Annotated in this window: 21 protein-coding genes; 11 read left to right on the top strand and 10 right to left on the bottom strand. The window is 71.7% G+C overall.

Annotation, left to right across the window (positions count from 1 at the left end):
* The first annotated feature begins 26 nt into the window (after positions 1 to 26).
* Complete coding sequence (locus tag AB0H84_RS31695) at positions 27 to 260, top strand: DUF2945 domain-containing protein (protein ID WP_357612191.1); 234 nt, start codon at positions 27 to 29, stop codon at positions 258 to 260.
* Positions 257 to 586, top strand: coding sequence for a DUF3140 domain-containing protein (locus AB0H84_RS31690; protein ID WP_357612188.1), 330 nt, complete (start codon positions 257 to 259; stop codon positions 584 to 586). The genes AB0H84_RS31695 and AB0H84_RS31690 overlap by 4 nt, the downstream gene beginning before the upstream one ends.
* Positions 587 to 649: 63 nt before the next feature.
* On the opposite strand, the gene AB0H84_RS31685 is transcribed toward AB0H84_RS31690, so the two are convergent.
* Complete coding sequence (locus tag AB0H84_RS31685; protein ID WP_357612185.1) at positions 650 to 943, bottom strand: hypothetical protein; 294 nt, start codon at positions 941 to 943, stop codon at positions 650 to 652.
* Between the two features lie 62 nt (positions 944 to 1,005).
* Here AB0H84_RS31685 and AB0H84_RS31680 point away from each other — a divergent pair, with 62 nt between their 5' ends.
* Both AB0H84_RS31680 and AB0H84_RS31675 read left to right on the top strand, forming a co-directional pair.
* Complete coding sequence (locus tag AB0H84_RS31680; protein WP_357612182.1) at positions 1,006 to 1,581, top strand: TetR/AcrR family transcriptional regulator; 576 nt, start codon at positions 1,006 to 1,008, stop codon at positions 1,579 to 1,581.
* Positions 1,578 to 2,756, top strand: a complete 1,179-nt coding sequence (locus AB0H84_RS31675; RefSeq protein ID WP_357612179.1) for an FAD-dependent oxidoreductase — start codon at positions 1,578 to 1,580, stop codon at positions 2,754 to 2,756. Before AB0H84_RS31680 ends, AB0H84_RS31675 begins: the two co-directional genes overlap by 4 nt.
* Before the next feature lie 33 nt (positions 2,757 to 2,789).
* On the opposite strand, the gene AB0H84_RS31670 is transcribed toward AB0H84_RS31675, so the two are convergent.
* The 4 genes from AB0H84_RS31670 to AB0H84_RS31655 all read right to left on the bottom strand — a co-directional run bounded on the left by AB0H84_RS31670 (position 2,790) and on the right by AB0H84_RS31655 (position 6,106).
* Positions 2,790 to 4,001 carry a hypothetical protein gene (locus AB0H84_RS31670; protein WP_357612176.1) on the bottom strand — a complete coding sequence of 404 codons (1,212 nt, stop codon included), beginning with the start codon at positions 3,999 to 4,001 and terminating at the stop codon, positions 2,790 to 2,792.
* A gap of 14 nt (positions 4,002 to 4,015) precedes the next feature.
* Positions 4,016 to 4,681, bottom strand: a complete 666-nt coding sequence (locus AB0H84_RS31665; RefSeq protein WP_357612173.1) for an ABC transporter ATP-binding protein — start codon at positions 4,679 to 4,681, stop codon at positions 4,016 to 4,018.
* Positions 4,674 to 5,180, bottom strand: coding sequence for a PadR family transcriptional regulator (locus AB0H84_RS31660; protein ID WP_357612171.1), 507 nt, complete (start codon positions 5,178 to 5,180; stop codon positions 4,674 to 4,676). Before AB0H84_RS31660 ends, AB0H84_RS31665 begins: the two co-directional genes overlap by 8 nt.
* A 65-nt stretch (positions 5,181 to 5,245) precedes the next feature.
* On the bottom strand, positions 5,246 to 6,106 hold the full coding sequence (locus AB0H84_RS31655; RefSeq protein WP_357612168.1) for a TetR/AcrR family transcriptional regulator: 861 nt from the start codon (positions 6,104 to 6,106) through the stop codon (positions 5,246 to 5,248).
* Between the two features lie 68 nt (positions 6,107 to 6,174).
* Between AB0H84_RS31655 and AB0H84_RS31650 the strand changes: the two genes are divergently transcribed.
* The 3 genes from AB0H84_RS31650 to AB0H84_RS31640 all read left to right on the top strand — a co-directional run bounded on the left by AB0H84_RS31650 (position 6,175) and on the right by AB0H84_RS31640 (position 8,768).
* Complete coding sequence (locus AB0H84_RS31650) at positions 6,175 to 7,908, top strand: right-handed parallel beta-helix repeat-containing protein (protein WP_357612165.1); 1,734 nt, start codon at positions 6,175 to 6,177, stop codon at positions 7,906 to 7,908.
* Positions 7,909 to 8,119: 211 nt separating this feature from the next.
* Complete coding sequence (locus tag AB0H84_RS31645; RefSeq protein WP_357612162.1) at positions 8,120 to 8,575, top strand: carboxymuconolactone decarboxylase family protein; 456 nt, start codon at positions 8,120 to 8,122, stop codon at positions 8,573 to 8,575.
* Between the two features lie 22 nt (positions 8,576 to 8,597).
* Positions 8,598 to 8,768, top strand: a complete 171-nt coding sequence (locus tag AB0H84_RS31640) for a hypothetical protein (RefSeq protein ID WP_357612159.1) — start codon at positions 8,598 to 8,600, stop codon at positions 8,766 to 8,768.
* A gap of 97 nt (positions 8,769 to 8,865) precedes the next feature.
* On the opposite strand, the gene AB0H84_RS31635 is transcribed toward AB0H84_RS31640, so the two are convergent.
* Positions 8,866 to 9,351 (bottom strand): carboxymuconolactone decarboxylase family protein, encoded by a 486-nt coding sequence (locus AB0H84_RS31635; RefSeq protein ID WP_357612156.1) that lies wholly within the window; start codon positions 9,349 to 9,351, stop codon positions 8,866 to 8,868.
* Between the two features lie 124 nt (positions 9,352 to 9,475).
* Between AB0H84_RS31635 and AB0H84_RS31630 the strand changes: the two genes are divergently transcribed.
* A complete protein-coding gene (locus AB0H84_RS31630; RefSeq protein WP_357612153.1) occupies positions 9,476 to 9,598 on the top strand; it encodes a hypothetical protein in 123 nt (40 codons plus the stop codon).
* Positions 9,599 to 9,635: 37 nt separating this feature from the next.
* On the opposite strand, the gene AB0H84_RS31625 is transcribed toward AB0H84_RS31630, so the two are convergent.
* Complete coding sequence (locus tag AB0H84_RS31625; protein ID WP_357612150.1) at positions 9,636 to 11,165, bottom strand: FAD-dependent monooxygenase; 1,530 nt, start codon at positions 11,163 to 11,165, stop codon at positions 9,636 to 9,638.
* 73 nt (positions 11,166 to 11,238) lie between these two features.
* Between AB0H84_RS31625 and AB0H84_RS31620 the strand changes: the two genes are divergently transcribed.
* Positions 11,239 to 11,946, top strand: coding sequence for a TetR/AcrR family transcriptional regulator (locus AB0H84_RS31620; RefSeq protein ID WP_357612147.1), 708 nt, complete (start codon positions 11,239 to 11,241; stop codon positions 11,944 to 11,946).
* Here the strand turns inward: AB0H84_RS31620 and AB0H84_RS31615 are convergent.
* The 3 genes from AB0H84_RS31615 to AB0H84_RS31605 form a co-directional block, all read right to left on the bottom strand.
* Positions 11,943 to 12,710 carry an NAD(P)H-binding protein gene (locus AB0H84_RS31615; RefSeq protein ID WP_357612144.1) on the bottom strand — a complete coding sequence of 256 codons (768 nt, stop codon included), beginning with the start codon at positions 12,708 to 12,710 and terminating at the stop codon, positions 11,943 to 11,945. The genes AB0H84_RS31620 and AB0H84_RS31615 overlap by 4 nt on opposite strands.
* A 79-nt stretch (positions 12,711 to 12,789) precedes the next feature.
* Entirely contained in the window at positions 12,790 to 14,142 is a 1,353-nt protein-coding gene (locus tag AB0H84_RS31610) for a M20/M25/M40 family metallo-hydrolase (RefSeq protein ID WP_357612141.1), read from the bottom strand.
* Entirely contained in the window at positions 14,132 to 15,301 is a 1,170-nt protein-coding gene (locus tag AB0H84_RS31605; protein WP_357612138.1) for an MFS transporter, read from the bottom strand. Before AB0H84_RS31605 ends, AB0H84_RS31610 begins: the two co-directional genes overlap by 11 nt.
* Before the next feature lie 93 nt (positions 15,302 to 15,394).
* Here AB0H84_RS31605 and AB0H84_RS31600 point away from each other — a divergent pair, with 93 nt between their 5' ends.
* Both AB0H84_RS31600 and lexA read left to right on the top strand, forming a co-directional pair.
* A complete protein-coding gene (locus tag AB0H84_RS31600) occupies positions 15,395 to 18,190 on the top strand; it encodes an AAA family ATPase (protein ID WP_357612135.1) in 2,796 nt (931 codons plus the stop codon).
* Positions 18,191 to 18,693: 503 nt separating this feature from the next.
* Entirely contained in the window at positions 18,694 to 19,359 is a 666-nt protein-coding gene (gene lexA / locus AB0H84_RS31595) for a transcriptional repressor LexA (protein ID WP_357612132.1), read from the top strand.
* The last annotated feature ends 63 nt before the right edge of the window (positions 19,360 to 19,422 follow it).

Below are 19,422 nucleotides of genomic sequence, written 5' to 3'. Positions count from 1 at the left end.
GCGCAGGACCGGGTAGTGCGCAGCTCATGACGAAGAAGCGGAAGGATGACCCGTCGGTAGGCGACGAGGTCACCTGGTCGAGCCATGGATCCACCGCCCGTGGCAAGGTCGAGAAAAAGATCACCGACAGGCGGGAGGAGGCCGGGCGCACCGTGGCCGCCTCTCCCGACGACCCTCAGTACGTGGTGCGCAGCGAGAAGAGCGGCAAGAAGGCCGTGCACAAGCCGTCGGCCCTGCGTAAGGACAAAGGTTCGCGATGACCGAGGAGGACCGGGCGACGGTCGCCGAGTTCGGCCGGGTGGTGAACATGACCGCCAAGGAGCTGGAGCGCTGGCTGGCCACCGACGAGTCCAAGGCGGTGGGACAGAAGAGCGACGGCGGCGAATCGACCGGGCACGAATCCGGCCGCAAGATCGTCGACCTGCTCCACGCGAAGAAGTCGTCCCTCACCGAACCGGACTACGCGCACATGCGCAAGGTGATCGGCTACATACACCGGCACCTGGCCCAACGGCCCTCCGGCGACGTCCGCGAGACAAGGTGGCGCTATTCGCTGATGAACTGGGGCCACGATCCTCTCAAGTGACAGTCGCCTCCCCACACCAGCACCTCTCGCCGTTGAGCGGCGCGAACTCCACCCTGTGCCCGGTCACTCGTCCAACAGGCCGGGGAAGCGGTCCATCATGAACGCGTACATGTCGCGCATGAGCTCCAGGCGTCGCCGACGAGCGGGGTCGTCGCCCACCGCGCTCAGTCCCTGTTCGGCCGGCGTCCGGAAGGTCTCGAACTCGGCCTGCGGCGGTAGCAGGTCAGCTTGCCCACCCCGCCACGCATAACCCCGCTGACCCCAGGATCGGGCCGGAAGGTCGCGGTAGCCGGCTCGCAGACGCCGGTCGGCGTGACTTGCCTTGCTGACCCCCTTGTCCCCCTTTGCCATCGACATGACGTACTATTTGGTCAAGTGCCCAAAATGTTTGACCAAAACACTTGCCCAAGGAAGTGTCCATGGTTTCAGCGGAACGGGGTCAGGCCACCCGGCAGCGGCTGCTGGAGGCGGCGGTCCCGCTCATCGGCGAGGTGGGATGGGGCGGCGTGACCACCCGGATGGTGGCCGAGCGGGCCGGGGTCGCCCCCGGCGTGGTGCACTACCACTTCGATTCGGTGACCGGCCTGCTCGTCACGGCAAGTATCGGCTTCACCCGCGCCATGCTCGACCGGTTCGCCCAAGAGCTTGCCGAGCAACCCGGCATCGATGAGGGGATCGACTGGCTGCTGAGCCAGTTGTCCGGCTACACCGGCTCAGATCCCGTCTCCCTGCTGGTCACGGAGATGTTCCTGGCCTCGACCCGGCTACCCGAGCTACGTACGCAGCTCAACGAGCTGGTCGGCGAGTTCCGCTCGCAGGTCGCCGCCTGGCTGCGTGTGCACGGCCGACAACCCGACGGCCAGGCCGCGGCCACCGTGCTCGCCGCGGCCATCGACGGCCTGATCCTGCACCACGCCCTCGACCCCGGCCTCGACCTCATGGCCCTGGCCGCGCCGCTGCGAGCCATGCTGCTCGGACAGGAGGAAACACCGTGAAAGCCATCATCTGTGGCGCCGGCATCGCCGGGCTCACCCTGGCCTGGCACCTCGAGCGCTCCGGTTGGGACGTCGAGCTGATCGAACGCGCGCCCGCCTTCCGCGACGGCGGCTACATGATCGACTTCTATGGCCCTGGCCTCCAGGTCGCCGACCGTATGGGCCTGGGCGAACGGCTCCGCGCACTCCGCTACCCGGTCGACGAGCTCAGCTACGTCGACCGCGACGGGCGGCAGACCAGCCACCTGACCATGCCGCCCGGCATGCAGGAGGTCATCAGCGTGCTCCGCGGCGACCTGGCCCGCACGCTGCAGGACGACATCCGCTCCCCGGTTCGCCACGCCACCAGCATCGATTCCGTGCAGCAGGATTCCGGCGGCGTCACCGTACAGCTGACCGACGGCACCCGGCACCGAGCGGACCTGCTGGTCGGCGCGGACGGCGCCCATTCACGCGTCCGCGAGCTGGCGTTCGGCGAGGAGCGCAGCCACCTGCGCTACCTCGGCCACCAGGTGGCCGCCTACACCGTGGAGGACCGGCGGCTGAGCGAGCGGATCGGCATGCGCTACCAGATGCTCACCGTGCCGGGGCTGATGGCGGGCGCGTACGCGCTCCGCGGCGACCAGCTCGCGCTGCTGTTCCTGCGGCGTGAGCCGGACCCGCGCATCCCCGGCGATCCCGCCGCCTCGCTCCGCCGGCACTACCGTGAGCTGGGCTGGATCCTGCCCGAGGTGCTGGCCCGCTGCCCCAACCCGCCCGAGCTGTACTACGACCAGGTCACCCAGGTCGAGATGGAACGCTGGAGCCGAGGGCGGGTGGTCCTGCTCGGCGACGCCTGCCAGGCCGTCTCCCTGTTCGCCGGGCACGGCGCCTCCATGGCCATGGCCGCGGCCTGGGTCCTCGCCGACGAGCTCGCCACCCGCGACGACCCCGTCGCCGCAGCCCTCCGATACCAGCAGCGCATCCAGCCCACGATCGCCGAAGTCCAGCGCTTCGGCCGCCGCTTCATCCGGTGGATGGCCCCGGCCGGCCGCTGGCAGATCACCGCCCGCGACTGGATGCTCCGTCTGGCCGCCCTGCCCGGAGTGAGCAGGATGTTCGTCAACTCGCTCAGCCCTGGCGGCCACAACCTCATCAGGAGCAGCTCGGAAGTAGCGAGTTCGCATCCAGCCTGAGGTCGCGCGGGCCGCGATCAGGGCGACCCGTGCTCAGGCGCGAAGGTTCTCGAGGCGGAGCGTACCGCGCAGCAGCGGACGGGCCGCCAGGGCCACGAGCACCGCGGCGAGCACCCCGATGCCTGCCATGGCCACGGCCCTGGTGATCGCCCAGCCGAGCCATCGGACCTGGTAGATGTCCAGCAGCGACAGGACGATCACCGCGGTTCCCGACAGGGCCGCCACGGCGCAGACCGGCAGCGCGGCGATGATCGCCTGCCGGACGAGCACCCCGCCCAGCGCCCCTTCCGGGACCCCGGAGGCGGCCAGCGCGGCGAACGAGCGGTTCCGGTCGAGCAGTTCCTCCGCCTGGTGCACCACCAGGGCGACCGCCGAGGTGACCAGAGCCACCAGGAGCGCGGCATCCACGAGCGCGTGGGCATGGTGGTAACCGGCGCCCGCCTGCTGGGCTCCGGCGGCCCCTCCGAAGAACACCGTCAGGCTCACCACGGACAGAGCTCTGGCCCACGCCCTCGGATCCGCCTCGACCAGTCGCGCGGCCAGCAGCATCTCCGGGGACCCCGCCCGTCGACCGGCCAGGCGGGCGTACGCCCTGATCAGCCAGGTCGCGGCCAGGGTCGTGCCGAACAGCAGGAGCACCATCCCGACGGTCATGGTCACAGTCAGCCCGTACACCCCGGCGATCGGGAAGCGGGCCTTCACCACTACTCCGAAAGTGTAGAGACCGACCCCCGCCACGACGAGGAGCAAGTCGCGCGCTCGCGGCCCCCGCAGGCGCGAACGGCGGACCACGCCCAGCGGTGAGGCGACGACATGCCGGCCGGCGCGTACCCCTGACAGCACCCCGCCGAGCACCACCAAGGCCATGACCACCGGCACCTGGACCAGCGGCCCGGCCAGATGGGTGACCACGTAGACCACGGCGCCGCCCGCCGAGCCGAGCAGCGCCAGCAGACCGCCCTCCAGCGCGCCGAGCAGGCGTACCTCGCCCGGCGTGGCCCCGGCCAGCCGCAGGCCCGCCAGCCGTCGCTCCCTGGTGGCCGAGGCCAGCCGGTTGGCCTGGTGGACCAGGCCGGCGACCGGCACGGTCAGCAGGGCCAGGGCGAGCCCGGTCAGCGAGCCGCCCTCGTCCTTGAAGTCGGCCAGGCTGACGGCCGTGCAGACCAGGAACGTCGCCACGCCCGACCCGGTGGCGACCAGCCAGGCGCGTACCCGCTCGGTCCGCGACCGTCCCCTGTTCAGCATCCGCAGGACAGTGATCACTGGTTGGCCCCCGCCAGCACGGCCCCGTCACGCAGGGCGATCTCCCGGTCGGCGTAGGCGGCCACCCGGTTGTCATGGGTGACCACGACCACGGTGGTACGGCTGGCGCGGGCCGCCCCGATCAGCGCGCTCATCACCTGCTCGCCCCCGAGCGTGTCCAGCGCTCCGGTGGGCTCGTCGGCGAAGACCACGCGCGGACCGGTCGCCAGCGCACGCGCGAGAGCCACCCGCTGCAGCTGGCCCCCGGACAGCTCACCGGGCCGCTGATCGGCGCAGTCGGACACCCCCAGCCGGTCCAGCCAGTCCGCCGCCACGTTTATCGACTCCCGCCTGCCGCGCCGGTTGAACAGCATCGGCAGCGCGACGTTCTCCGCCGCGGTGAGCTCGGGCACCAGCTCGCCGAACTGGAAGATCACGCCGAAGCTCTCCCGGCGCAGCCTGGTCAGCTCGGCCTCGGCCAGCGTGTCGATCCGCCTGCCGTCCAGCACGACCTCGCCGGACTCGGGCCGGACGATCCCGGCCAGGCAGTGCAGCAGCGTCGACTTGCCCGACCCGCTCGGCCCGGTGATCGCGACGATCTCGCCCTCCGCGACGTCGAGGGAGACGCCCGTCAGCGCTCTGGTCCTGCCGTACGACTTCACCAGGTCTCTGGCCTCAAGCACCGTTCTCCTCCTTCAGCCGCGACAGGGCGGTCTCGATCCAGCGCAGGTCGGCGTCGAGGTGCTGCAGCGCGTAGTCGGCGGCCAGCACCTGGGCGGGCGCGCCGGATGTCTTCGCGGCGGTCAGCTCCCGCATCCGGGTCAGATGCGCCTCCCGCTGCCGTACGAGGTAGGCATCGGCGGCCTTTCCCGCGACGGCGACGCGGGTGAACAGCGAGCTGGCAACGTACGGGGCCGGTGGCTCCACCGTGTTCAGCCACCGGTCCAGCTCCGCCCGGCCGCTGCCGGTGATCGCGTACATCGTCCGCTCGGGACCGCCCTCCTGCTGCGTCTCCGCCACCTCCGCGAAGCCGTCACGTTCCAGCCGCTGGAGCGTGGCGTAGACCTGCCCGTAGGCCAGCGGCTTGGCGCCGGCCAGGCGGTCATCGTGCTCCTTCTTGAGCTCGTAGCCGTGCTTCGGGCGCTCGGCGAGGAGGCCGAGCAGCACATGTCCGGTCGACATAATCAGGACTATACATTGAATGAATAGTTGGATAAGCGGACGGCATCACGCCGCCCGTGACCCGGTCAATCCTGGCCGGCGGTACGCCTGCGATAGGCCCGCTGACGGCACGAGGCCGAGCAGTACGCCCTGGGGCGGCCGGCCGCGGGCTGGTCCACGGGCGCGCCGCACACGACGCATTCCTTAATTTCGTCACGTGATTCGTAACGCTTCTGAACCAGCAGCTCGATGCCGTCCAGCAGTCGCGCGAGGCCGAACTCGAAGGGGTCCTCCGGCCGGTCGAAGCCGCCCTGCTCCCACAGCCGGGTGAGCGTGGGGTAGCCGTACAGCCGCTCGAACAGCGTCTCGCGGCCTCCCCACCACTCCTCCTCGCTCACGCCGCTGCGCCGCTCGGTCTCCGCCGCCTCCACCAGCAGCAGCGCCTCGGAGTCGACGAACCTGCCCACGAGGCCGACCACGGCAATCACCTCGGCGGGGGTCAGGCCGGTGTCGGCCACCGTGCTCAGCATCTGCTCGTAGCGCGCGATGGTGTTCGGACCGGGCACGTGCCGGCCGCCCCGCACCTCCGCCAGCCAGGGATGGCGGCGGCGCAGCTCCCAGCCCGCCCGGGCGCACGCCTCCAGCTGCGCCCGCCACCCGTCACCCGCCGCCGCGGCCCCGCCCGCCGTCTCACCCGCCACCTCGTCACACATGAGGTCGATGAGCTGCTCGCGGCCGGGCACGTGCCGGTAGAGCGACATGGTGGTGAAGCCCAGCCGCTCGGCCACCTTCCGCATCGACAGCCCTGCCAGGCCCTCGGCGTCGGCCAGCTCGACGCCCGCGCGCACGATCCGGTCGAGGCTCAGCCCCGGCCGCGGCTCCGCGCCGCCCTCGCGCCACAGCAGCTCCACCACATGGTCGGGATCTCCCGCTCTGCCTCGCGTCATGCTCCCCTCCTCTGTTTATGATATACACCCTGTGTACGCCATAAACAGAACTTGGAGGCGGCATCCCCATGATCGAATTGTTCGTCGACCCCCACGGGGACGACTCCGCGCCGGGCACGCCCACGCGCCCGTTCGCCACCCTCACCCGTGCCCGCGACGCGGCCCGCACCCTCACCGGCGAGATCGTCGTCCAGCTCAGGGCCGGCACGCACGTGCTGGCCGAGCCCCTGGAGCTCACCGAGGCCGACTCGGGCCGCGACGGTCACCACGTCGTCTACCAGGCCCACGGGTACGGCACCGCCGGCCAGGAGGAGGTCGTCGTCAGCGGCGGCCGCCTCATCACCGGCTGGCGGGAACAGGACGGCGTGTGGCTGGCAGAGGTGGGTGACCTGGACACCCGGCAGCTGTACGTGGACGGCCGCCGGGCCGATCGCGCGGGCATCGACGGTCTGCCCGGCCAGGTCGCCATGACCGAGACCGGCTACACCACCGACAGCACGGCGCCGCTGGCCTGGCGGAGCCCGGGCGACGTGGAGTTCGTCCATCGGGGCGTCTACCCGTGGACGGAGGCCCGCTGCGGCGTCGCCGCGGTGTCGGCCGGGGGAGAGGGCGCCGTGATCACCATGGCGCAGCCCGCCTTCGGGCGCGCTCTCGAGCTGTACAACTCCACCTGGGAAGGGCAGACCTCACGGGGGCCCGGCCTCCCGACCAGGGTCGAGAACGACGCCGCCTTCCTCACCGAACCGGGCACGTTCGTCCTGGACCGCTCACGGCCCGGACACCACGTCCTGCGCTACCTGCCCCGTCCCGGCGAGCACCCGGAACGCACGCGGGTGGTCGCGCCCGTACTGGAGACGCTGCTGCGCGCCACCGGCGTGAGCGGGGTGACGTTCAGGGGGCTGACGTTCGCCGACGCCACCTGGCTCCGGCCGAGCGGTCCCGAAGGGTTCCTGCACTACCACGGGAGCGGCTTCTACGTCGGCGGCCCCATCCACACGGTCTCGCTCGGCGAGGGCGTCGGCTCGGTCACCGTGCCCGGGGAGTCCGCCACGATCCCCGCCTGCGTGACGCTGACGGACGCCTCCGGCGTGCGGGTCGAGGGCTGCCGCTTCACCCGGCTGGGCGCCACCGGGCTCGGCGTGCACGGCGGCGCGGACATCACGGTACGCGGATGCGACTTCGACACGCTCTCGGCCGGAGCCGTCGTGCTCAACGGCAGCTCGTCCGCCTCTGTGGAGGGGAACTGGATCCACCACGTCGGCCTGGAGTTCTCCGGCTCGCCCGGCATCTCGCTGACCGGCACGACCGGATGCACCGTCGCGCAGAACCACGTCGCCGACGTGCCCCACTGCGGCATCGTCGCCGGTCCCGGCCGGGGCACCCGGATCCTGCGCAACCTCACGACGGGCACGATGCAGGTGCTGGCCGACGGCGGAGGCGTCTACCTGGCCGGTGCGCAGGGCGATTCCCACGACTCGGGCGCGATCGTCCGGGGCAACGTCATCGAGGACACGCGCACGCCGTACAACTTCGGCCTCTACACCGACTACGGCGCGGCATGGGTGACGATCGAGGAGAACGTGGTCGTCCGCGCCGACAGCACGGCCATCCTGCACGTGTCGCCGCCGCTGGACAACGTCGTCTACCGGGGCAACTTCTGGGACGCCGACCCGATCGGCGCCGACGCACCGCCCGCCGGCGTCACGTACGAAGGCAACACCGTACTCGCCGGTGACAGCGATCTGGCGGCCGCGGACGCGGTACGGGCCCTTGCCGGCCTCCGCCGGGCGGCCGCCGGGTAGCGGCCGTCAGCTCCTCCGGATCGAGCTCCTGCCGGGATGGCCCGCCCCGCTGTCCCGCCGCGGCAGAAACTCGACGGGACGTATCGCCGCAGGCCAGAGCCGTTTCACGTGTCCCACGGTGTCCCACCGCCGTCGTCATGGCGAGCCCTTCCGGCTGTCATGGAGTCACGCCCCGAGGGACGGGGCGCCGATCCGGAAGAGGAGAACCACGATGCAGTCCCGTATGCAGAACCCGGCCATGATCCTGCCCGACGCGATGAAGCCCATCCAGGAGCTCTTCACGGCCGTGCACGCCGGTGGGGTGGACGGCCAGACGCTGGAGCTGGTGCATCTGCGGGTCAGCCAGATCAACGGCTGCAGTGCCTGCGTCGACGCGGGGGCCAAGACCGCTCGTAAGGCCGGGGTGAGCGACGAGCGGCTGGCCACGGTCGCCGCCTGGCGGGAGACACCGTACTTCACCGAGGAGGAGCGGGCCGCGCTCGAGCTGGCCGAGGCCGCGACCCGGCTGGCCGACCGGGCCGACGCGGTGAGCGACGAGATCTGGGACAGGGCCGCCACCCATTTCGACGAGAAGCAGCTGGCCGCGATCGTTCTGATGATCGGCGTCACCAACCTGTTCAACCGGCTCAACGCCACGACCCGGCAGATCGCCGGCGCGTGGGGATGAGCGCCGCGCGGTCCCGGGCAACGTGGCCCGGGACCGCCGGCCTCATCGCCCGCACCAGGAAGCGACCCTCGGCTGCAACGACCCGGCGAACCTCGACGACGGCACCATGAGGGCGACCGCCTTCGCGCTGACGGCGTTGACCGCCGAGGACGAGGCGAGGATCGCCGCGCTCGTGAAGCGGGCGGCGAGCTGAGATCGTCGAGGCCACCGCTCCGGTAGATGTCATCACAGGCACAGTCGCGTCCCATGGGCCGATCCCGGCCCGGGGCCCGGCCGGGTCGGCCGGTCGGTCAGCTCGACGTGCCGGCGAGCATTCCCGGCTCGTACGAGCCCCCCTGCGTGCGCACGATCACGCCCAGCCGGTTCGCCGCATTGATCATGGCGACCAGGTAGACCAGCGCGACGGTCTGGTCCTCGTCATAGTGCTTGCGCGCCTGGTCCCAGGTCTCGTCGGACACGCCGCGGTGCGCGTCGGCGAGCCGGGTGCCCTCCTCGGCGAGCGCCAGCGCGGCCCGCTCGGCCTCGGTGAACACGGTGGACTCCCGCCAGGCGGCGACCAGGTTGAGCCGGACCGCGCTTTCCCCGGCGGCAGCGGCGTCCTTGGAGTGGTAGTCGACGCAGAAGCCGCAGCCGTTGATCTGGCTGACACGCAGCATCACCAGGTTCTGGGTGGCCTTGGGCAGCGTCGACTGCTCGATCGCCAGGCTGACGTTGTAGAACCGCTTGCTGATCTTGGCGCCGAGCTCGTTCGTGTACAGGTTCATACGGGGTTCCATGACTTCGTCCTCATCAGTGGAGTTGCGTGCGCCGCGGATCGTTCGCGCGGCGTCCGGACGAACATGGAGATGCCGGCGACCCCGTCCCTGTGACAGCGTGGAGATGTGACCTGCGCCACCGCCCGTGGGTGTCACAAAGCGGCCGGAAGAGATCGCCACCGGCTCGGCGACCGTCGCCACGGTCACCGCCTCCGGCATCCTCGCCCCGCTGGTCACCACTTTCGGCACCGGGCAGACCTGGCACTGAGCCCGTTCCTCTGACAGTTCGCCGCTCAGGGAGGACCTCAGCCGGGGCTGAACCAGCGGGTGAGAGCGGTCTTGAGGCCGTCGGGGTCCGCGCCCGCCCAGGCGACGTAGCCGTCGGGCCGGACGAGCAGCGCGGGTGCCGGAGCGTCGTCGGCGGTCGCGGTCACCCGGTGCACTCGGTCTCTCCAGGGCTCCGCGGTGGCGGCGAGGTCGTTCCCGCCGGTGAGGTCGAGCAGCAGGGGGCGGGCGTCGCCCAGGAGCTCGGCGAGGCGCCGTTCGTGCCCGTCGCCGGTGGTCAGGCGGATGGGTGGCACGAACCAGCCGGTGGGCGCGGCGGGGTGTTCCTCGCCCATGTCGTAGCGGACATCGGCGCCCGCCATCAGGGCGGCGACCATGCGCAGGTTCTCGGGGCGGTTGAGGAGTTCCGCGAAGAGCAGGCGTAGTGCGGTGACATCGCCACCGGGCGCCATCAGAGCGGTCGCGGCCCGGGTGTGCATGAGCACGCGTTCGCCACATGCGCGGCGTTCGGTTCCGTAGCTGTCCAGCAGGTCTTCCGGGGCCCATCCCTGCAGCGTGGCGGCGAGCTTCCAGGCCAGGTTGGCCGCGTCCTGCAGAGCCAGGTTCAAGGTCGGTCCGTGGCTCACCTGTGCGGCGTCGCCGGCGATGAAGACCCGGCCGTCGCGGTAGCGGTCGGCGAGCCGGGAGTTCCGGCCGCACAGGCGGCGGAGCATGGTGGGCGCGCCCTCGGGAGGCGGAGCCAGGGGCAGGCGCACCCCGAGGACCCGTTCGACGCTCTCCTCCATCTCGGCCATCGTCATCGGCGCGCCCGGCCCGGGGGAGGTGCCTGCCGGGTGATCTTCCCATTCGGCCGTGTTGACCAGCGGCCGTTCCGGATCGTGCGCGAGGAGGGTGAACACGCCCCGGTCGGTGCGGTGGAAGTGCGCCGGGATCTCGCCGAGGCCGTCGATCGCGACACGTCCCCCCGGCAGGAAGCGGAAGCGGTCGCTCGGCCCGATCAGGGCCGACCGGTCGACGACGTTGTCGTCGCTGATGCCGGGGAAGGCGATCCCCGCCTGCTTGCGGACCAGGCTGTGGCCGCCGTCGCAGCCGACGAGGTACCGGCCGGTCAAGGTCGTCTCGGCTCCGTCCGGAGCGCGTGCCACGACTGCGACCTGGTCAGCGGTCTGGCTGAAGGAGAGCACGTCCCAACCTCGCCGGACCTCCGCGCCGAGCTCCGCCGCGCGCCCGTTGAGCACCCGTTCCAGGTCCCGCTGGTTGACCGGCAGGAGATACATCGGGTTCTCCTGGCCGAGCGCGTGCAGCGGCAGCGGCATCCCGCCGAAGAAGAACCCGGGCGCGGGCGCCGGTGCTCCTCGGCCCCCGCAGCGTTCGAAGAGGCCGCGGTTGTCCAGCAGTCGCACGACCTGGCCGGCGAGGCCGTGTGCCTTGTCCGCCAGGTCCGGTTCCGGCCGTCGTTCCAGCACCAGAGGCCGGATCCCCGCGAGGCGGAGCTCGCAGGCGAGGAAGAGTCCGGTGGGTCCGCCTCCGACGATGATGACGTCGAACATCACTGACGCTCCCTTAGGGTACGCAACTGTATCTAATGGGGGACACCGTAGGTGGCCGCGATAAGATACGCAAGTGGATCGTAAGCACGAGCGGAGCGCGGGTGAGGGCCGAGCGATCGGGGGGCGGGCGACGGAGCGTCGTGCCGCCGGCGGCACGACCCGCGACGGCGGCGCGTCCCGCCGGCGCGGCCCCAAGCTTGAGGACGCGATCCTCGACGCCGCGTGGGAGGTGCTGGTCGAGCACGGATACCACGGCTTCACCTTCGAAGCGGTCGCCGCCCGCGCCGGCACGAGCCGTCCGGTGCTCTACCGGCGCTGGCCGCAGCGCGACGACCTGCTGCTGGCCACTCTCGCCAAGTTCTGGCAGCCGATCGCGGTGCCCGACACCGGGAGCCTGCGGGATGACGCGATCGGCTTCCTGCGCAACGCCGACGCCGACCGCGCGGGCATGATCACATTGATGAGCGTGCAGCTGGTGGGGTACTTCCGCGACACCGGCACCAGCCTTGGCGAGCTACGCGACAGCCTCGTCGCGCCGGGCCAGGCGACCGCCTTCGAGATGATCGTCGCCCGCGCGGTCGAGCGCGGCGAGCTGCCCGACGTGCGGCGTTCGTCCCGCGTGGTGAACCTGCCGCTGGACCTGTTGCGCCACGACATGTTCATGACGATGCGTGCGGTGCCGGACGAGTCGATCGTCGAGATCGTGGACGAGGTGTGGCTGCCGCTGCTGGGGGTGCCCGGGGGCCCGTCCGCCCCGCCGGCTCCGGGCCGCCGCCATTAGCGCCGTGGTCGCCGGCAGAGCCGCGGGACGGCGCAGGGGCTGAGTCGCGCCCAGGCGGTCAGGCGCTGCCCCTGCCGATGGCCGAGCGCTTCCTTCAGGAACACCCTGTAGACGCTCGGTGTGCCGTCGGTGGTGAGGACTTCGACGATGGAGCGGAGGTTGCGGTCCTCGACGGCCTCGCGGATGAGCGCGTCGGCCAGGTCGCGGCGTGAGGTGAACCGGCCGACCATCTGCGGCGGCCCGACGGTGTAGTCGGTGACCACGTCGCCGTCGAACAGGCCGGAGGGGCGGATGACGGTCCAGGCGAGGTCGGTTCGGGCAATGAGGTCTTCCATCCGGGCGGCGTCCTCGTACAGCGGGCGTCCCATTCTGAGGAGCATGGGCACGATCACCTTGCGGTAGACGAGGGTCTCGCCGGGCGGGGGTTTCATGGGAACGCCGGTCGAGGTCACGCAGACCAGGCGCCGGACGCCGTGCGCGGCCATGGCCGCGACGATGTTCCCGGCGGATCGGGAGAACATGGCGGGCACCTCGGAGCCGTAGGGGACGCGGAGGGTCGAGATCACCGCCTCGTGCCCGCTCACCACCCGGTCCACCGCCTCGGGGTCCAAGGCGTCCGCCTTCGCCACGTCCAGCGCGGGATCGCTGAGGGGGAACGACTCCGGATGCCGGGTGACCGCGGTGACGGTGTGGCCCTCGGCGAGCGCCTGGGCGGTGGCGAGCCGCCCGGTCGGACCGTTGGCTCCGAAGATCACGAGCTTCACGTGCTTTCCTCCTGTGGCATGCGCCGCGACGTCGCGGTTTTACGCATCATATATTCATTATAAGTAGCGTAAAGACACGTCACGTCCTCGGCTGGTCCGCGAGTTCGGCGAGCAGGAGTGCCTCGGCGAGGCAGGCGCGTTCGAAGTCGGCCAGGTGCAGGTTCTCGTCGGTGCTGTGGGCGCGGCTGGCCGGGTCGCCTCCGGGGCTGGTGATGAGGACGGCGGCCTGGGGGTACGCGTCGGCGAATTCCGCTACGAAGGGGATGGCGCCGCCGCCTCCCATGTCGACCACGTCGCGGCCGTAGGCCCGCTGGTAGGCGCGGCGTGCCGCGTCGAAGGCGGGACCTCGGGTGTCGACCGCGTACGGCTGCGCGACCTCCGCCTCGACGACCTCCACCTGCGCGCCCCAGGGGGCGTGCTCGCGGAGGTGCCTGGCCAGGGCGGCGCGGGCCCGTGTCGCGTTGTCGCCCGGCGCGATGCGCAGGCTCACTTTGGCTCGGGCGGACGCGGTGAGGGCGTTGGCGGCTTCGGAGACGGACGGTGCGTCGATGGCCAGGACGGTCGCGGCAGGGCCGGACCAGACGCGTTCGGCGATGCCCCCTGAGCCGAGCAGACTGACGCCGTCGAGCACGCCCGCCTCGGCCCGGAACCGTTCCACGGGATAGTCCGCCTGGGACGGGCGACCGCTGGCGAGGCCGTCCACCGCGACGTGGCCGTCCTGGTCGTGGAGGGTGGCGAGCAGGCGGCAGAGCGTGGTGAGGGCGTCGGGGGCGGCGCCGCCGTACGTGCCGGAATGTACGTTGTCCGCCAGCGTTCGTACCTCGACGACGCAGTTGGCCATGCCGCGCAACGTGGTGGTGAACGAAGGGATCCCGGGTTCGATGTTCTCCGAGTCGGCGAGCACGATCACGTCGGCGGCGAGCCTGTCACGGTGCCGGTCGAGGAAGGCGCCGAGCGTCGGGGAGCCGATCTCTTCCTCTCCTTCGACGATGACGACGACTCCGACCGGTGGACGCCCGTTGTGCGCGCGCAGTGCGGCGAGATGGGTGGCGATTCCCGCCTTGTCGTCGGCGGATCCGCGGCCGTACAGTCGCCCACCCTTTTCACGCGGTTCGAACGGCTCGCTCGACCACGTGGCCGGGTCGCCTGCGGGCTGGACGTCGTAGTGGGCGTACAGCAGGACGGTGGGACGGCCGGGCGGTGCGGGACAGCCGGCGAGGACCACCGGCCGGCCGCCGGGAATGTCGTCCAGGATCTCCACCTCCTGGGCGGCGCCGGCGCGGAAGAGCTCCGCCGTCAGCTCCGCGCAGCGGCGCAGGTCCTCGGCCGCGGCGGGGTCGGCGCTCACCGACGGGATGCGGATGAGGGCCTCGAGGTCGGTTCGCACGCCGGGCAGCACCTTCTGTACGGCGCGCCGCAGGTCATCGCTCATGGTTGAGCTTCCTTTCCGATCGTGTGTCGAGCCAGGAGGGGAGAAGGGCGAGAGCCAGCACGGCGACGATCGACGCGAACCCCGCCGGATACCCTGCGGGCCCGGCCACGAGCCCGAACCCGACGGCGCCGATCCCCATCCCGCCGTCGTAGGCGAGGTTCCACAGCGCGCTCACCTGGCCGAACGCGGAAGAGGGGGAGCGCGCGAGCATCAGCACCAGGGTGACGTTCTGGGCGGCGCCGAATCCGGCGCCGAAGAGCGCCGCCCCCGCGATCACCGCGTAGGGGTTGTCTAGGCAGACGATCCCGGCCATCCCGACGGCCGCGGCGATGACCGCCGGCACCAGCAGGACGGACTGGCCGTGGCGGTCGCCGTACCGGCCGGCCGCCCACCGTGCGAGCGGCATCGCGCAGGAGTGCGCGAGCAGCGCCGCCGCGGCCGTCCCCGATGATCCGGCGGGGACCGCCAGCGGCAGGAACGTCATCAGCACGCCGGCGGCCAGCGTGATCGCCGCGAAGACGACGACGAGCCGGGCGAGACCGGCCCGGCGCAGCGCGTGCAGGACACCCCCGTGCTGCTCGAGCGGCGCCGCCCCCGCGGGCAGCCAGGGAATCCCGATGAGCGCGAGCAGCGCCAGCCCCGTACCCGCGAGGAAGACGGGTCCGTGGCCGATGAGCGGAACCAGCCAGAGCCCGATCGGCAGCCCCAGGATCGCGGGGATCCCGACGGCCACGCCGTACATGCCCAGGGCCTCGCCCCGACGCTGGGGCGGGGCCAGTTCGGCCACCATGGCGGGGCCCACCACGACCACGATGGCCAGGCCGGCCCCACGTGCCAGGCTCGTGGCCAGCACCATCGGCAACGCAGGGGACAGGACCAGCAGGGCCGAGGGAACACCGAGCAGCAGGACGCCCAGCGCCATGCCGGCGCGGTAGCCGCACCAGGCCAGCAACCTCGGCATGACGAGCTCCATGAGCACGGTCGCCAGCATGGTGACGCCGGTGGACAGTCCTGCACCCATGTCCCCGGAACCACCTGACGCCGCATACAGCGGGACGATCGGAACCAGCAGGTAGAAGCTCGTCATCGAGGCGAGCGAGGTCATCCCCAGGACGACCATCGGGCGGCTGATCAGCGGTTGCGTACCGGTTTGAAGCACTGGGCCAGCTTCGCCGGACCGGCGACCGGACGCATCGGGCGAATGCCCTATCCGGCATCCCTAGTTCTCGTCCGGATCTGAGAGCCTGTGTCCATGGTCTTCGTAGGGAGGGACTCGGAGCTGGCCGCCCTGGGTGAGGCCTACGAACATGCCCGGGAAGGCTCTCCTTCCACCGTGCTGCTCGGCGGCGAAGCCGGGGTGGGCAAGACCCGGCTGATCGCCGAGTTCACGGCGCCGCTCAGGGAAGGGGCGTGGCTGCTCTGGGGTGACTGCCCGCAGGTGGGGGAGAACGGCCTGGCGTTCGCGCCGTTCACCGCCATGCTGCGCCGACTGCTGCGCGAGATCGGCACGGACGGCTTCCTCCGGCTCCTGCCCCGCGGTGAGCCCGGTGAGCTGGGCAGGTTGCTGCCGCTCCTGGGCCGGCCCGCCGGCGACGATGATCCCGCCCTCACGCAGGCCCGGCTCTTCGAGGAGATCCTCACCGTCTTCGAGAACCTCGCCGAGGACCGGCCCTTGGTGATCGTGGCCGAGGACGTGCACTGGAGCGATCGGTCCAGCCGGGAGCTGCTCGACTTCCTCATCAGGAACCAGCAGGCGGCCGCCGCCTTCCTCCTGGTCGTGACCTACCGGAGTGACCACCTGCACCGGACGCATCCGCTCCGCCCGGTGCTGGCCGAATGGGATCGCCGGCCGTGGACGTCCCGGATGGAGCTCGGGCGGCTCGGCAGGGGCGAGGTGGTCCGTCAGCTTCGCGGCCTGCTCGGCGGCGAGCCGGCCCCGGCGGTCGTCGAGGACGTCCTACGGCGCAGCGAGGGCAACCCGCTGTTCGTCGAGGCGCTGTCGGCGCGGGTAGGCGCGCCGGTGCCCGCGTCCATCCGCGACCTGCTGATCGCCTCGCTCGACCGGCTGCCGCCGGAAACGCGGCGGGTTGTCCAGGCCGTGGCCGTCGGCGGAGCCCGGGTCGGCCACGCGCTGCTGCGCGCCGTCACCGGGCTGGACGACACCTGCCTCACCGACGCGCTCAGCCCGGCGGTGAGCGCGAACCTCCTGCTGATCGAGGAGGAGGTGTACGCGTTCCGTCACGCGCTGATCCAGGAGGTGCTCTACGACGACGTGCTTCCCGGAGAACGAGGGCGCCTTCACGTACGGTATGCCGAAGCCCTGGAGGCGGAGCCGGAGCTCGCGCCGTTGGGCCGGGCGGCGTACGAGTCCGCCCTGCACTGGCACGCCGCCAAGCGGCATCCGGCCAGGACACTGGCCGCCGCGCGCCGCGCCGCCGCCGAGGCCGCGGCGTCCCTGGCGCACGCGGAACAGCTGCATATGCTGCTTCGCGTGCTGGAGCTGTGGGATCAGGTGCCCGATCCGGCGGCGTCCAGGGCCGATGTGCTCGACGAAGCGGTACGCGCCGCCATCGCCGCGGGCGAGAACGCGACCGCCGTCCAGCTGGTCGAGACGGCGCTTTCGGCCGAGCTCGATCCCGCGCGGGCCGGCTGGCTGATCGCCCACCGCGGCGAACTGCGCCACCTCCTTGGCATGCCGGGAGACCTGGACGATCTACGCGAAGCCGCTCGACTCACACCGCGCGAGCATCCGGCCCGCGCGACCGTACTCAACCTGCTCGCCAATCGCCTCCTCACGGTCCCTCTGGAAGCCGAAGGCCGCGTCGCCGCCCGCGAGGCGCTGGAAGCGGCGCAGGCGGCGGGCGACGCCAAGGCCGAGGTCATCGCCACCGTCAACCTGACGTACGCGCTGGCGCGGGCCGGCGACCTCGACGCCCAGCTGCCGCACCTGATCGACGCCCAGGCGACGGCCCGCCGCGTCGGCGACCAGGGCGCGCTCCTGCACGCCTATCGCTGCGAGGCGGACGTCCTGCAGGGCGCCGGCAGGTACGCCGAGGCGGCCGAGGCGGCCCGCCACGGGCTCACCGCCGCCACGCGGGCGGGTCTGGCCCGGACGGCGGGTCCGATTCACGCGGGCAACCTCGCCGAAGCGCTGATCGCGCTGGGCCGGTGGGAGGAGGCCGCCGAGATCGTCGAGCACGCCCTGCGTGTCACCCCGACGCCCAGCCTCAGCGCGTACCTGATGGTGCTGGCCGGCACGATCGCGCTGGCCAGAGGCGACCTCGGGGCCGCCGAGAACGCCGCGGCGCACGCCCGCGAAGTCTTCACCAGAGGCACGTCCTATGCCCAGGACCACCTCTTGCTGGTGCGCATGGAGGTGGATCTCCGCAAGGCGCAGGGGCGCACGGCCGACGCCGCACGCCTCGTGGGGGAGGCGCTGAGCAGCGGAAGAACGAGCCCCCGCTACCTGTGGCCCGTGATCGAAGCCGGCGCGTCCCTGCCCGTGCCCGGCCTGCCCGCCGCCGCGGCCGAGCTGCCGGTGATCGGCCCCGTCCAGGAAGCCCACCGCCTCGCCTGCACCGCCGAGACCGGACAGCCGGACCTCTGGCCGCGCGTCGCGGCCGCGTGGACGGATCTTCGCCAGCCGTACCCTCGGGCTCTGGCCCTGCTGCGGGCCGCGGAACACGCCGCGGAAGCGGGAGACCGCTCCGCGGCCTCCTCCCATCTGACCGACGCCGCCCGGGACGCGGACCGCCTTCGAGCGGAGCCCCTGCGTGCCCGGATCGAACGGCTGGCGCGCCTGGCGCGGATCCCCCTCGTCGCGCAGGGCGAGACCGACCCGGCCGAGGAGCGCGCGTTCGGCCTCACGCCGCGTGAGCGGGACGTGCTGCGCCTGCTCGCCGAGGGCCGCACCAACCGGCAGATCGCCGAGGAGCTGTTCATCTCGGTCAAGACGGCGGGCGCGCACGTGAGCAACATCCTCGCCAAGCTCGGCGTACGCAGCCGCGTGCAAGCCGCCACGGCCGCCCACCGGCACCAGTTGATCTAGGTGGCCAGCCGCTGCCACAGGTCGGCGATGGCCTGGTCAGGCATCCCGCGTTATCTGCACGCCTGGGTGTCTCCTGGTGGCTTCCACGATGGGTCGGGCAAGGCGAGGCAGAGGGCGTCCAGGGCGGCTGCGATCGCATGCTCGGGTGGGGTGCCGTAGCCGATGACCAGGCCGTCGCGCGGGCATCGTGCTGTCGGGGTGCCGATAGGGGCTCAGGCCGTCCAGGGCGAGGCCGAGGCGGCGGGCGGCGCGGAGTGCCGCTTGCTCGGTGCCCGAGGGAAGGTCGAGGACGGCGTGCAGGCCCGCGGCGATGCCGCTGACGGTGATGTGCGGAGCGCGTTCGGCGAGCGTGGTCGTGATGTGCGCGGGCGTCGGCAGGACGGCTCGCGCACCGGTGTCCGGAAGTTGCTCGACACGCGCGCCGTCGCCGTCCACGCTCTATGACGAACACGGCGGATGGTTCTGCCGGACCGGTGGTTTCACGGCCCGTGCCGGCCTTTAGCATGGCGGACGTGACCACCTACGATGATCATGACGCGTCCGAGTACCTGGACTTCTCGGCCTTGCCGCAGCGCCAGCAGCGGATCCTGGCCACGATCCGGGACTGGGTGGTCAGATACGGGTACCCTCCGAGCACGCGGGAGATCGGCCACGCGGTCGGGCTGCGGTCGTCCTCGTCGGTGTCGAAGCACCTGAAGAGCCTGGAGGAGAAGGGGTTCCTGCGCCGGGGCACGACGATGACCCGGCCGATCGATGTGCGCCTGTTCCTGCGAGCCTCGGCGAAACCGGCCGGCGACGTGGTGAACGTGCCCGTGGTCGGAGACATCGCCGCGGGCACTCCCATCCCAGCCGACGAGCACGCGGACGACACGCTGACCCTGCCCCGCGGCCTCACCGGGCGCGGCACCGTGTTCGGCCTGCGCGTGCGGGGCGATTCCATGATCGACGCCGCGATCTGCGACGGCGACATCGTCGTGGTACGGCAGCAGCCCGAGGCGCACTCGGGTCAGATCGTCGCCGCGATGATCGACGGTGAGGCCACGGTCAAGGTGTACCGCCGGCGCAACGGGCACGTCCGTCTCGAGCCGCGCAACCCCGCCTACGACATCATCGACGGCGACGACGCCGTGGTGCTGGGCATCGTGGTCTCAGTCCTTCGCACCGTCTGAGCACCCAGCGAGAAGCCACGGTGGATCTGCTCCACCGTCTTGTTGCGGTGCTCGAGGGCGTCG

The sequence above is a fragment of the Nonomuraea sp. NPDC050786 genome, from assembly GCF_040654115.1.
In the GTDB taxonomy this organism is placed as follows: Bacteria; Actinomycetota; Actinomycetes; order Streptosporangiales; family Streptosporangiaceae; genus Nonomuraea.
This window is presented reverse-complemented; position numbering and strand designations above follow the sequence as displayed.